Here is a 12,185-nt window from a genome sequence, read left to right on the forward strand (position 1 = left end):
ACGGAATTCATTTGTAGTTCGCCCGCTCCGGGCACAGACTGAAGCTGTCAGTCGGTTGGGGATGCCCGCAAAAGGTGGGTAAATGGCGGTCGGGGCTGAAATGCGGTTACGTTCTGCGGTGCCGAAGAATAGTTTAGCAGGCCTTTAGTGTTGACATCGGTCATGCCAGGATCGGCAGCCACAACCTCCGCGAGGCGAAGGAGGAATGATGAAAGAGAATGCGTACTCTCTTGACCAGTTCGTCACTGACCTGCGGCGCACCGCGCATGAAGGGCGTGATGAGCATGGGATTCTTGCGACGCTGCGGCCGCTCGCGCAACGGTTTGCGCTTTCCGGCTCCTGGCGCGATCCGCGCCACTACCAGGCGGATAGCGGCCAGGGTTACGGCGTGCACCTGCTTCACGAGGAGCCGGACCATACGCTCGCGGTGTTCACCGTGAGCTGGCTTCCCGGGCGTGGCATACCGCCGCACGATCATGGCACCTGGGCGATCGTTGTGGGCGTGGACGGACCGGAGAAGAATGTGTTCTGGCAGCGGACGGACGACCGCTCGAGTCCAGGCTACGCGGAGCTGCGCCAGAGTGGGGAAAAGGTATTCCGTCCCGGCGACGTGCTCGCGATGCCTGCCGGCACGATCCACAGCGTACGGAATGAATCCGATCAGGTCACGCTGTCACTTCACGTGTATGGGAAGCACGTTAATTTCACCCAGCGCTCCCAGTTCGACCCCGACGAGCACAGTGAATCGCCCTTCATTCTGAAGCTGGAGTCGCTGCAATAACCACTTATGCCAAACGGGTGGCGGAGAGACTGCTTCCCCGGAAATCGGGTGAAGCATTTTTCTTGTCAGCGCGGCATGAAATAAGCAAAACGCCTCCCGAAGGAGGCGCACAGGCTGCCGGCGCGAAGCCGGGATCAGGGCTGGATATTGAAGGTCTTGACGATGCCCGCGTTGCGCTCGAACTCCGCATTCAACGACTGGCTGAGTTCCGTCAGCGTTTGTTCACGCATCGGCTCATAGCTCAGCGTCTGCATGCGTTCCTGCACCTTGGGCGTGGCCGCCGCCTTGTAGGTGGCAACCTGGATCTTCTGCGCCAGCTCTGCCGGCACGCGGGACGAGGCAATCACGCCCACCCAGTTGCTGAACTCCACTTCTGGATAACCCAGTTCCGCGAAGGTCGGCACCTGCGGCAGCAGCGGCGAGCGGTTCTTCGAGGCCACTGCATAAGCCTGCAGCTTGCCGGCCTTGATCATCGGCAGCGAGGTCACCATGCCGTCGTACATCACCGCGATCTGGCCGCCCATCACCTGGGTCAGCGCCGGTGCGGAGCCGGCAAAGGGGACGTGCGCCAGGTCTAGGCCGGCCTTCTGGTTCATGATCACGCCGGCATAGTGCGATGCGGTGCCGGCGCTGTAGGAGGCAAAGCTCAGCTTGCCGGGGTTGGCATGCACGTAGCTGACCAGGCTCTTGAGGTCCTTGGCCGGCAGGGTCGGCGCGCCGACCAGCAGCAGGCGCGAGCGTGCCACCGCGGCCACGGGCCGGATGTCCTTCATCGTGTTGTACGGTGTCTTGAGCACGTGCGGCACTTCGGTCAGCACATTGGTGGCCGTCACCATGATGGTCTGGCCGTCGGGCGGCGCGGCCAGCATGGCGCTGATGGCGATGCCGCCGCCGGCACCCGGTTTGTTGTCGACCACGACGGGCTGGCCCAGGTCTTGCGAAAGCTGGTCGGCCAGCAGGCGGGCGATCACGTCCATGGTGCCGCCGGCGGGGGCGGGCACCAGCATGCGCACGGGCTTGTTGGTCCACGCCATCGCGGCCGGCATGGACAGGGCCATGACGGCGGTTACGGCGGCTAAGGCGGCGTGGCGAACGCGAAAGAGGGCAGGGCGTTGAGGCATCTGTGTCTCCGTTGAAAGTCTAGGGTATGTAGGGCCCATGCCAGCCTTCTTGTCGGGGGCGGTACACGGGATACTGCAGAAAAATCGAGGCGTCGGCGCAATGCCGCCGTCGCCAGGGTGTTCGTTCAGGCGGCAGCCCGCGTGGCGCGCTGTTTCGCGCGCGCCAGCGCGCGCAGCATGGCTTCCAGCAGCGCAGCCGGAGGCCGCGAGCCGGACACGCTGAGCGTGCCGTTGAAGACAAAATGCGGCACGCCGAGGCCGGTCCGCAAGGGCGCTTCGTCCGGGCCGCCAAGTGACGGCAGCCAGTCCAGGTCACGGTCCCCGACAGCATCGCCCTGATCCGGGATCGCGATGCCGCATGCCGTCGCGGCCTGCCGCAGCACGAGCGGATCACCGATGTTCTCGCCGCGCAGGAAGTAGCGCGTGAACAGGTCGTCGATCAGCGCAGCAGCGGTATCGGCGCCTGCCTGCTGTCGCGCAAGGCGTACCAGGCGATGTGCCAGCAGGGTGTTCGGGAAGGTTTCGATGCGATCCAGTGCAAGCGTCAGGCCGGCTTCCCGCGCCGCGCCACAGACCTGCGCCTGGCGTACCGCCACCGCCTGGGGGCTGCCTAGACGCGCCACGTAGAAATCCCGGTAGGGCAGGCCGGCGGGAGGCGTGGTGGGGATCAGCGGATACGAGCGCCATTCCACCTGCACGGCAACGTCCGGGCGCTCCCGCGCCAGCAAGGCAATGGCGGTTTCCAGGTGCTTCTTGCCGATCAGGCACCAGGGACAGATCAGGTCGAAATAAGCCTCGACCGAGAGCGTGGACGGATGATTCATGGGAGCAGCTTCAAGACGCCAGCCGGCGAGCCCGGCGCAGGCCGCAGCAGGCTGTGGAGGATCAGAGGGTGGGCGCCGGCGCCGCGCGGCTGCGCCACGACTGGCGCGCCGGCAGCGATGCCATGACCTCGGCGCGCTCGGCGTCGGTCATCTGCGCCCAGCAGCCGATCTCGACCGGCGTCCTGCCGCAGCCCTGGCAATACTTGCCAGCGTGGTCCATGCGGCAGATGTTCAGGCACGGATTGGCGACGGAGGGGGATGGGTTCATGGCTTTCAACAAAACTTGGCGGGGTGACAGCCCGGCCGCAGGTTTTCTCGCCCGCGGCCGGATCTGTTGCGTCAGGCCGCGCGCAGGGGCAGGTTCTTCTGGCCGGCCTGGCGGTTCGGCGCCATGCCGTGCGCGGCCAGCGTTTCCTCGGCGCTGTCGTACCAGGTGCCGATGCGGTAGATCTCGCGGGCTTCCTTGCCCGAGGCGATCTCGCGGCCCAGTTCCTTGGCCACGCGCACGCACTGCTCGATCTGCTGCACGGAGGTCATGCGGTTGCCGTGCTGGTCGATGATGGTGTCCTCGATGCCGCAGCGCGGGTGCAGGCCCATCGACATCGCCATCATGTTGAACGGCAGCACGTTCTTCAGCAGCGATTCCGCGGTCAGCGTGCAACCGTCCGGCGCGCGGTGGACGAAGTTGAAGAAGTTGAACGGGTTGGGGCCGTCGAAGCCGCCGCCGATGCCGATCCAGGTCAGGTTCAGCGGGCCCTTGTAGATGCCGCCGCGCACCATGCGCTCCAGCGTTTCCATGGCGTGGATGCCGGTCAGCTGGAAGTGCGGCTGGATGCCGGAGGCCTGCAGGCGGCGCAGGTGTTCCTCCACCCAGCCCGGGCCGGCCGGCACGGTCATTTCGCGGTAGGCCTGCTGGTAGGCGGGGTGCTCGAGCGACGTACCCTTGAGGTATTCGGGGTACAGCAGCTCCATGATGTTCATCTGCGTGGTGTTGATCGCCACGGTCACCTGGTCCGGCTTCGGATCGAGCTCAGCCAGCATGTGGCGGGTGTCGTCCGACAGCCACTTGGCTGCCTGGCCGTCGTCTTCCGGCGCGAAGGAGATCGAGCCGCCGACCTGGATGATCATGTCGGGCACCGCGGCGCGCACGCCCGCGATCAGCTCGTTGAACTTGGACAGGCGCTTGGAGCCCTTGCCGTCCAGTTCGCGCACGTGCAGGTGCAGCACGGTGGCGCCGGCGTTGTAGCAATCGACGGCCTTCTGGACCTGTTCTTCCATCGTCACCGGAATGTCTTCCGGGAAGTCCGCCGGCATCCACTCGGGGCCGTAGGGCGCCACGGTGATGACTACCTTGTCCTGGTTCTCGGGGTGCAGGGAATCGTCGAGGAATTGCATGTTCTTGCTCCTGGTATGTTGTTGCGAATCGCCCTGGGTACCGCCTGTATGGCGGCGCCGGACAGGCGCGTTCGCGGTATCAAGTTCGGTGGCTGAAGTATCGTGTAACGGCGCGCAGCGATTTGACGATCCGGGACGATCGATTTACATTTCGGGACAGTCAGGGAAAACGCGATGTCCTACTACCTTCGCAGCGCCAGCCTTACCAATTTCGTGGAAGTCGCCCGCGCGGTGGGCCTCGATCCACACCAGCAACTGCGTGCGGTCAAGATCAGCCGCGATGTGCTGCTAGACCCCGACATCCGCATTCCTGCGGGGCTTGTCGGCCGCTTGCTGGATGCCTCGGCGCACGCGTCGCAGGTGGACGACTTCGGCCTGCGCATGGCCGAGCTGCGCCAGTTCTCCAACCTCGGGCCGCTGGCCTTCGTGGTGCGCGAGCAACCGACGCTGCGCCGGGCGCTGGAGTCCATGGTGCTTTACATGGGCCTGCAGAATGAGGCGCTCGCGATGCGCATGGAAGAGGGCGAAGGCCTGGTGATGATCCGCCTGCAGCTCCTGAGCGAGCAGCCCGGCACGCTGCGCCAGGCCACCGACCTGGCCGTCGGGGTGATGTACCGCATGCTCAGCCTGTTTCTCGGGTCGACATGGCGGCCGCGCGGGATCTGCTTCACACATGCCGCACCGTCCAGCATGGCCACCTTTACGCGCGTATTCGGCATGCCGGCGCTGTTCAACCAGGACTTTGACGGCATCGTCTGCGTGGCGTCCGACCTGGATGCGCCGCTGCCTTCCTATGATCCGGTGATGGCCGGGCAGGTGAAGCGCTACCTCGGCACCTTGCTCGCACAGGCCAACGCCACCATGCCGGACAAGGTACGCAAGCTGGTCTACGTGCTGCTGCCAACCGGCATGTGCTCGGTCGATCGCGTGGCGCAGCACCTTGGCATCGATCGCCGTACGGTGCACCGGCGCCTGCTGCAGGAGGACACCACGTATTCAGAGATCCTCAATGAAGCGCGCGCCGGGCTGGTGATCGGCTATATCGAAAACCTCGAGCGGCCGCTTTCGGAAGTGGCGACGCTGCTGGGGTTTTCTTCGCTGAGCGCGTTTTCACGCTGGTTCAGCGGGCAGTTCGGCTGCAGCGTGTCGAAGTGGCGCACGCAGCAGCAGGGGCAGGAGCGCGTCCCGGACGCTGCGCAGCCCGCGCAAGGACTGCTCTAGGCGTCCTTCCGCATTTCCATCGCGCACACGCTGTGACAGAATGCGCCGTCATCTTCCCTCCGGCATGTACTGCCTGCGCCCCGCGTGAACGGCCTGTCCGCTACCGTCCCGATCTCTGTCGTCAACGGCTTCCTGTCCGGCGCCGATCCCATGGCGATCGCACGGCTGGCCGAGTGCTCGGGCATTGCCAGCGAGCTGCTGTCCGAGCCGGCGGCGCGCGTCACGCAGGAACAGTTCTCGACGCTGTACCGCCTGCTCGCCAAGGAGGCCGACGATGAAATGCCGGGCATCTTCAGCCGGCCGCTGCGCAATGGCACGCTCAAGTACCTGTGCCTGAGCCTGCTGGATGCGCCAAGGCTGGAAGTGGCGCTGCATCGCTTCGGCCAGTTCTTCCACCTGATCCTCGATGACTTCCGCATCGAGTCGCGGCGCGACGGTGCGTCAGGCTATGTGGAGCTGGTAGACAACCCGGCCGGCCCCGCAGTCAGCGTGCTGGGGCGGGAACTGATGCTGAAGCTCGTGCATGGCGTGGCGTCGTGGCTGATCCGCCAGAAGATCCCGCTGCAGGCAGTGGAGTTCCAGTTTCCGCGGTCGCCGCTGGCGGGCGACCATCTCTACCTGTTTCCGGGCCCGGCGCACTTCGGTTGCGGCCATACCCGCATCGGCTTCGATGCGGCTTACCTGGACATGCCGGTGCGCCAGCGCAAGCCCGACCTGGAGAAGTTCCTGTCGCGCGCGCCCGAGGACTGGATCTTCGTTTCCTTCGCCGAGCAGATGACCTCCCACCGGGTCAGGCAATACGTGGCCGACTGCCTGCCGGTGTCGCTCACCATCGAGGCGGTGGCCCATGCGTTGCACTGTTCGGTGCGCACGCTGTGCCGCCGGCTGTCCGCGGAGGGGACTGCCTTCCAGGCGATCAAGGACGACGTGCGGCGCGATATCGCCATCCAGCGGCTGACGCGCTCGGAGGACCCCATCGCGGCCATTGCCTTCGACGTGGGCTTCGACAATCCCACCGCCTTCCATCGCGCCTTCCGCCACTGGACCGGCAGCACGCCCAACGCCTACCGCCGCGCGCTGTAAGCCCGCCGGCGCGGCTGGCAAAGCTGGCCGCCGACTGACAAATCCTGCCAGAACACCAGCCTCTTGCGGCGCACGGCGCGCGCGCCAGGCCGCCGCCGCGTAAAGCGGCAGGATTTGTCAATGAATGGGCAAGTTTGGGTATCCGCCTTTGTGCCCGCCGCCACTAGGATCGGCACATAACGTTGCAGTGCCACCGGTTAGTGAATCGGATGCCGGCGCTGTGAACATCGCACAGAGGCCGAAAATGAGCTACACCGCACCTACCAAAGACATCCTGTTCGTCATCCGTGAACTGGCCGGACTGACAAAGATTGCCAGCCTGCCAGGCTATGAAGACGCCACCCCCGACACCGTCGAAGCGGTGATCGGCGAGGCCGCGAAGTTCCACGGCGAGGTGATCGCCCCCCTCAACGTTGCCGGCGACAAGCAACCCAGCAGCTGGCACGACGGTGAAGTCAGGACGACCGCCGGCTTCCCGGAAGCCTTTCGCCAGTTTGGCGAAGGCGGCTGGCAGGGCATCGTGCACCCGGTCGAGTTTGGCGGCCAGGGGCTGCCCAAGCTGGTCGGCGCGCCGTGCATGGAAATGATGAACGCGGCGAACCTGTCGTTCGCGCTGTGCGCGATGCTGACCGACGGCGCGATCGAAGCGCTGCTGACCGCAGGCTCCGACGAGCTGAAGCAACGCTTCCTGCCGCGCCTGATCGCCGGCGAGTGGACCGGCACCATGAACCTGACCGAGCCGCAGGCCGGTTCCGACCTTGCGCTGCTGCGCACCCGCGCCGAGCCGCAGGCTGACGGCAGCTACAAGGTGTTCGGCACCAAGATCTTCATCACCTACGGCGAGCACGACATGGCGGACAACATCGTCCACCTGGTGCTGGCGCGCACGCCGGGCGCGCCCGAAGGGATCAAGGGCATCTCGCTGTTCGTGGTGCCGAAGTTCCTGGTCAACGACGACGGCTCGCTGGGTGCGCGCAACGACGTGCAGTGCGTGTCGATCGAACACAAGCTCGGCATCAAGGCGAGCCCGACCGCGGTGCTGCAGTTTGGCGACCATGGCGGTGCCATCGGCTACCTGGTCGGCGAGGAGAACCGCGGCCTGGAATACATGTTCGTGATGATGAACGCCGCACGCTTTGGCGTGGGCGTGCAGGGTATCGCCATCTCCGACCGCGCGTACCAGCAGGCCGTGGCTTATGCGAAGGACCGCGTGCAAAGCCGCCCGGTCGATGGCTCGGCCCGCGAAGCGGTGACGATCATCCATCATCCCGACGTGCGCCGCATGCTGACTGAAATGCGCGCCCTGACCGAAGGCGCGCGTGCGCTGGCGCTGGTGGCAGCCGCCTACTCGGACGTCGCCCACCATGCGCCGGACGCCGACACCCGTGCGCAGTTCAAGTCAGCCTATGAATTCCTGGTGCCGGTGATCAAGGGCTGGAGCACCGAAATGTCGCTGGACGTGACCAGCCTGGGCGTGCAGGTGCACGGCGGCATGGGCTTTATCGAGGAAACCGGTGCCGCGCAGCACTTCCGCGACGCACGCATCCTGCCGATCTACGAAGGCACCACCGCGATCCAGGCCAACGACCTGGTGGGCCGCAAGACCGTGCGCGACGGCGGCCTGGCCGCCCGGGCCATCCTGGCCGAAGTCGACAAGACCATCGATGCGCTCAAAGACTGCGCCGGCAACGGCGCGGATGCCGCGTGCAGCGCCATGTTCCTGCAGCTCGGCTACGCGCGCTTGGCGCTGGGCCGGGCCGTCGATTACGTGCTGGAAAACACCGCCAAGGATCCCAACGCCGTGTTCGGTGCCAGCGTGGCGTACCTGAAGCTTGCCGGCATCGTGCTGACGGGCTGGCAGATGGCGTGCGCGCTGATCGTGGCGACGCAAAAGCGTAGCGAGGACGAAGCGTTCTACGCCGCCAAGATCGCCACCTGCGAATTTTTCGCCAAGCACATTCTGCCGCGCGCTTCGGCGTTGGAGGCGGCCATTACCGGCGCGTCGGGCACGGACGGCTTCCTGACCCTGGACGAATCCCGGTTCTGAAGCGGAAGCCGCCAAATAGATCAATCAATGGAGGAGGCGGTATGGCAATCGAAAACTACCGCATGGCGACGCTCGGCGCGTTCGTCGGCAAGGAGCTCGGCGTGTCCGAGTGGGTGGAAGTGGACCAGGCGCGCATCGATGCGTTCGCGCAATGCACCAACGACAACCAGTGGATCCACGTGGACGTGGACCGCGCCAGCAAGGAAAGCCCGTTCGGCGGCACCATCGCCCACGGCTACCTGACGCTGTCGCTGGTGGCAGGCCAGTTGCTCGACATGGGCGTGATCCCGGCCGATGCCAGCGCCGCGGTCAACTACGGACTGGAAAAGACGCGCTTCCTGGCGCCGGTAAAGGCGGGCTCGCGCGTGCGCAATCGCGTCAGCCTGCTGGCCGCCGACAACAAGGGCGAAGGCCGCGTGCTGCTGCGCACGGAAAACACGATCGAGATCGAAGGCGAGTCCAAGCCGGCACTGGTGGCGGAAGCCCTGGCGCTGCTGGTCGCCTGAAGCACGAGCAAGACAGAAGCAAGGAATAAGGCAGGAGAAGTGAGATGACAAGGGTCAACAGTGCGAGAGAGCACGCCGGCAAGGCCGGTAAGGCTGCAGCCGTGATCGCGGCGACAGCGGTGGAGTCCATTGAACTTGCGCCGGACCTGATGGCCGGCCCCAACCCCTTCGTGGGGCTGCGCCCGGAAGACCTGGTCAGCACCGCGCAGCAGATCGGCGCGCAATGCATGCAGGAGCCGGTGCTGGTGCTGGAGCAGCAGGCACAACTGGCGCAGGACCTGGTCAGCGTGATGGCCGGCTCGGCACCGTTGCCGTCGGCGCGCGACCGCCGCTTTGGCGACCCCACCTGGCAGGACAACCCGCTGTACCGCATGTCGCTGCAGGGCTATGAGGCCTGGCGCAAGGCAGTGAGCGGCTTTGTACAGCGCTCGGTGATGGACGAGCGCAGCAAGCATCGCGCAGAGTACTTCACTTCGCTGGTGGCCGATGCGCTGGCACCGACCAACACGCTGCTGGGCAACCCGGCGGCACTCAAGAAGACCGTGGAGTCTTGCGGCATGAACCTGATCAGCGGGCTGACCAACCTGGTCACCGATACCCTGACTAACCGCGGCATGCCTGCCCAGGTGGACAAGGAGGCGTTCAGCGTTGGCAAGAACCTGGCCACCACGCCCGGCGCGGTGGTGTTCCGCAACGACGTGCTGGAGCTGATCCAGTACACCCCGACCACCGCGAAGGTGCATGCCCGGCCGCAGCTGATCGTGCCGCCGCAGGTCAACAAGTTCTACGTGTTCGACCTGGCGCAGGGAAAGAGCATGGTGGAGTACCTGCTGGGCAAGGAGATGCAGGTATTTATCGTGAGCTGGCGCAACCCCACCGCGGCGCACCGCGACTGGGACATGGATACCTATGTCGGCGCGCTGATCGAGGCCATCCACGCCATCCGCGACATCACCGGCAGCCCTGATGTCAACCTGCACGGCGCCTGCTCCGGCGCGATGACGATGTCGGCGCTGATGGGCTACTGCGCCGCGAGCGGCGAGCAGCTGGTGCATGCGGCCACGCTGATGGTGTCGGTGTTCGGGCTCGATGCGCAGTCGCAGCTTGGGCTGTTCAGCACGCCGGAAGCCATCACGGCCGCCCGCCAGGGCAGCCAGGCACGCGGCGTGCTCGACGGCGCGGAGCTGGGGCGGGTCTTTGCGTGGCTGCGTCCGAATGACCTGGTGTGGAACTACTGGGTCAACAACTACCTGCTGGGCAATGCGCCGCCGGCGTTCGATGTCCTCTACTGGAACAACGACACCACGCGGCTGCCGGCCGGGCTGCATGGCCAGTTCCTGGACATGCTCACGCTGAACCAGCTGGCAACGCCGCGCACGCTGCGCGTGCTGGGCCACGCCATCGACCTGTCCGAAGTCCAGTGCGACAAGTACGTGCTGGCCGGCATGACCGACCACATCACGCCGTGGAAGGCGGTGTACCGCTCGGTGCGCGCCTTTGGCGGAAGCACGGAGTTCGTGCTCAGTTCCAGCGGGCATGTCCAGAGCCTGATCAACCCGCCCGGCAACCCCAAGGCCAGGTTCTTCCGCAACGACGCGGCGGCTGCGGATCCGGAGACCTGGCTGGAAGGCGCGACGGCGACCCAGGACTCCTGGTGGGAGCATTGGAGCCAGTGGCTGAAGAAGCGGTCCGGGCCGAAGCGCAATGCACCGGCCAGCCCTGGCAGCCTGCAATACACGCCATGCGGCGAAGCCCCCGGCGTCTACGTGACTGAAGCGTAGTTCCCTGGCCCCGCGGGGCCATCGTTTTCTGTAACACAACCCGTCAGGAGAAATGAAGATGGAATCGACCAACACCACGGGCCAATCGGCCTCGCACACCTCGGCCCCGCACAAGAAGCTGTTTGACTTCGTCAAGCAGAACCGCCTGGACCCGGCCGCTATCCTCGAATCGCGCCGCAAGGACATCGAGGCCCTGGCAGGCCTGAATATCGCGCTGCTGGCCGGCCTGCAGTCGCTGGTGCGCCAGCAGGGCGAATACCTGTGCGATACCGCTGCCGACTTGCAGGCGCTCGCCCGCGGCGGCAAGGATTCGGATGGCCAGGCGGCCAAGGTCTCCGAAGTGCTGCCGCGCTCGCTGCACAAGGCCGTGAACGGCCTGCGCGGGCTGACCGACACCGTGTACAAGACGCAGGCTGACAGCATTGCCGCAGTCGGCCGCCGCATTGCGGAAAACGTTGAGGAAGTGAAGGGCATCCTGCGTCCCCGGCAGTAAGCACCAGGGGGCACGGCCGCCCCCGGCCGTGCCTTCGCGCCAACGACTCCAGGACAACTTGATGACAATAAGCGATGCCGGCATCAAGGCCGGCCACATGCATGTCCAGACGGTAGATCTGGACGGGCAACAACTCAGGGTCGGTATCCGGCCCGGCAGCGACGCGGGTCCGCCGCTGCTTATCTTCAACGGCATCGGCGCCAACCTCGAACTGCTCGAGCCCCTCGTCGCTGCGCTGGCGGGCGTGGAAGTGATCATCTTCGACGTCCCCGGCGCCGGCGGTTCCCCCGCGCCGCTGATGCCTTACCGCTTCTCCAACCTTTGCGTCCTTGCCGACAGGCTGCTGTCGCACCTCGGCTATGTGGGCCAGGTCGATACGCTCGGCGTGTCGTGGGGCGGCGCGCTCGCCCAGGAATTCGCGCGGCTCTATCCGCAGCGTTGCCGCCGCCTGGTGCTGGCGGCGACCTCTCCCGGCGTGATCATGGTGCCGGGCAGGCTGTCGGTGCTGTCGAAGATGATCGGCGTGCGCCGCTATACCGATCCCGAGTACCTGCGATGCGTCGGCGCCGACCTCTACGGCGGCGCCTTCCGCGACGATCCTGCGCTGCTCGACGAACATGGCCGCCACATGCAGCCACCACGCGGGCGCGGCTACCTCTACCAGCTGCTGGCAGCCTGGGGCTGGAGCAGCCTCCCCTGGCTGGGAGCAGTGGAGCAACCCACGCTGGTGATGCACGGCGCGGACGATCCCATCGTGCCGCTGGTCAATGCCAGGATCCTCGCGGCCCGCATTCCCAATTCGGACCTGCACGTGCTCGACGACGGGCATCTCTTCCTCGTGACCGGCGCGGAGAACGCCGCGCACGTCATCGGCGCCTTCCTGCGCCGCTAGACCCTTCCTCAGCCGCGGCGAGCCCGCGGCTTTTTTTCCTT

At 65.9% G+C, this 12,185-nt stretch carries 12 protein-coding genes; 8 read left to right on the forward strand and 4 right to left on the reverse strand.

Annotated features, from left to right (window positions below; all coding sequences use genetic code 11):
* Positions 1–205 precede the first annotated feature (205 nt).
* A complete protein-coding gene (locus ABNX08_RS25875; RefSeq protein WP_349605947.1) occupies positions 206–781 on the forward strand; it encodes a cysteine dioxygenase family protein in 576 nt (191 codons plus the stop codon).
* A gap of 134 nt (positions 782–915) precedes the next feature.
* Here ABNX08_RS25875 and ABNX08_RS25880 read toward each other — a convergent pair whose 3' ends face one another.
* From ABNX08_RS25880 to ABNX08_RS25895, 4 genes are all read right to left on the reverse strand, one after another.
* Positions 916–1,902 (reverse strand): tripartite tricarboxylate transporter substrate binding protein, encoded by a 987-nt coding sequence (locus ABNX08_RS25880; RefSeq protein ID WP_022538549.1) that lies wholly within the window; start codon positions 1,900–1,902, stop codon positions 916–918.
* A 125-nt stretch (positions 1,903–2,027) separates the two neighbouring features.
* Positions 2,028–2,726 carry a DsbA family oxidoreductase gene (locus tag ABNX08_RS25885; protein ID WP_022538550.1) on the reverse strand — a complete coding sequence of 233 codons (699 nt, stop codon included), beginning with the start codon at positions 2,724–2,726 and terminating at the stop codon, positions 2,028–2,030.
* A 61-nt stretch (positions 2,727–2,787) separates the two neighbouring features.
* Positions 2,788–2,994: a DUF1289 domain-containing protein gene (locus tag ABNX08_RS25890; protein ID WP_022538551.1), complete on the reverse strand. Its 207-nt coding sequence runs from the start codon at positions 2,992–2,994 to the stop codon at positions 2,788–2,790.
* A 71-nt stretch (positions 2,995–3,065) separates the two neighbouring features.
* Positions 3,066–4,121, reverse strand: a complete 1,056-nt coding sequence (locus ABNX08_RS25895) for a 3-keto-5-aminohexanoate cleavage protein (protein ID WP_022538552.1) — start codon at positions 4,119–4,121, stop codon at positions 3,066–3,068.
* A 174-nt stretch (positions 4,122–4,295) separates the two neighbouring features.
* Here ABNX08_RS25895 and ABNX08_RS25900 point away from each other — a divergent pair, with 174 nt between their 5' ends.
* From ABNX08_RS25900 to phaZ, 7 genes are all read left to right on the forward strand, one after another.
* Complete coding sequence (locus ABNX08_RS25900) at positions 4,296–5,342, forward strand: AraC family transcriptional regulator (protein ID WP_022538553.1); 1,047 nt, start codon at positions 4,296–4,298, stop codon at positions 5,340–5,342.
* Between the two features lie 84 nt (positions 5,343–5,426).
* Complete coding sequence (locus ABNX08_RS25905) at positions 5,427–6,425, forward strand: AraC family transcriptional regulator (RefSeq protein WP_022538554.1); 999 nt, start codon at positions 5,427–5,429, stop codon at positions 6,423–6,425.
* A 244-nt stretch (positions 6,426–6,669) separates the two neighbouring features.
* Entirely contained in the window at positions 6,670–8,472 is a 1,803-nt protein-coding gene (locus ABNX08_RS25910) for an acyl-CoA dehydrogenase (protein WP_041681775.1), read from the forward strand.
* 41 nt (positions 8,473–8,513) lie between these two features.
* Complete coding sequence (locus ABNX08_RS25915) at positions 8,514–8,978, forward strand: MaoC family dehydratase (RefSeq protein WP_022538556.1); 465 nt, start codon at positions 8,514–8,516, stop codon at positions 8,976–8,978.
* Positions 8,979–9,022: 44 nt separating this feature from the next.
* Complete coding sequence (locus ABNX08_RS25920; RefSeq protein WP_022538557.1) at positions 9,023–10,759, forward strand: alpha/beta fold hydrolase; 1,737 nt, start codon at positions 9,023–9,025, stop codon at positions 10,757–10,759.
* A gap of 58 nt (positions 10,760–10,817) precedes the next feature.
* Positions 10,818–11,252, forward strand: coding sequence for a phasin family protein (locus ABNX08_RS25925; RefSeq protein WP_022538558.1), 435 nt, complete (start codon positions 10,818–10,820; stop codon positions 11,250–11,252).
* Positions 11,253–11,313: 61 nt separating this feature from the next.
* Positions 11,314–12,144 (forward strand): poly(3-hydroxyalkanoate) depolymerase, encoded by an 831-nt coding sequence (phaZ, locus tag ABNX08_RS25930; protein ID WP_022538559.1) that lies wholly within the window; start codon positions 11,314–11,316, stop codon positions 12,142–12,144.
* Positions 12,145–12,185: the final 41 nt, after the last annotated feature.

The organism is Cupriavidus sp. DF5525, assembly GCF_040149425.2.
In the GTDB taxonomy this organism is placed as follows: Bacteria; Pseudomonadota; Gammaproteobacteria; order Burkholderiales; family Burkholderiaceae; genus Cupriavidus; species Cupriavidus pickettii_A.

What these genes read in the sequence shown, in the direction of transcription:
- ABNX08_RS25915 (WP_022538556.1), top strand. Translation starts at nt 8,514, where the DNA reads ATGGCAATCGAAAACTACCGCATGGCGACGCTCGGCGCGTTCGTCGGC.
- ABNX08_RS25895 (WP_022538552.1), bottom strand. Translation starts at nt 4,121, where the DNA reads ATGCAATTCCTCGACGATTCCCTGCACCCCGAGAACCAGGACAAGGTA.
- ABNX08_RS25925 (WP_022538558.1), top strand. Translation starts at nt 10,818, where the DNA reads ATGGAATCGACCAACACCACGGGCCAATCGGCCTCGCACACCTCGGCC.
- ABNX08_RS25920 (WP_022538557.1), top strand. Translation starts at nt 9,023, where the DNA reads ATGACAAGGGTCAACAGTGCGAGAGAGCACGCCGGCAAGGCCGGTAAG.
- ABNX08_RS25885 (WP_022538550.1), bottom strand. Translation starts at nt 2,726, where the DNA reads ATGAATCATCCGTCCACGCTCTCGGTCGAGGCTTATTTCGACCTGATC.
- phaZ (WP_022538559.1), top strand. Translation starts at nt 11,314, where the DNA reads ATGACAATAAGCGATGCCGGCATCAAGGCCGGCCACATGCATGTCCAG.
- ABNX08_RS25910 (WP_041681775.1), top strand. Translation starts at nt 6,670, where the DNA reads ATGAGCTACACCGCACCTACCAAAGACATCCTGTTCGTCATCCGTGAA.
- ABNX08_RS25875 (WP_349605947.1), top strand. Translation starts at nt 206, where the DNA reads ATGATGAAAGAGAATGCGTACTCTCTTGACCAGTTCGTCACTGACCTG.
- ABNX08_RS25900 (WP_022538553.1), top strand. Translation starts at nt 4,296, where the DNA reads ATGTCCTACTACCTTCGCAGCGCCAGCCTTACCAATTTCGTGGAAGTC.
- ABNX08_RS25880 (WP_022538549.1), bottom strand. Translation starts at nt 1,902, where the DNA reads ATGCCTCAACGCCCTGCCCTCTTTCGCGTTCGCCACGCCGCCTTAGCC.
- ABNX08_RS25890 (WP_022538551.1), bottom strand. Translation starts at nt 2,994, where the DNA reads ATGAACCCATCCCCCTCCGTCGCCAATCCGTGCCTGAACATCTGCCGC.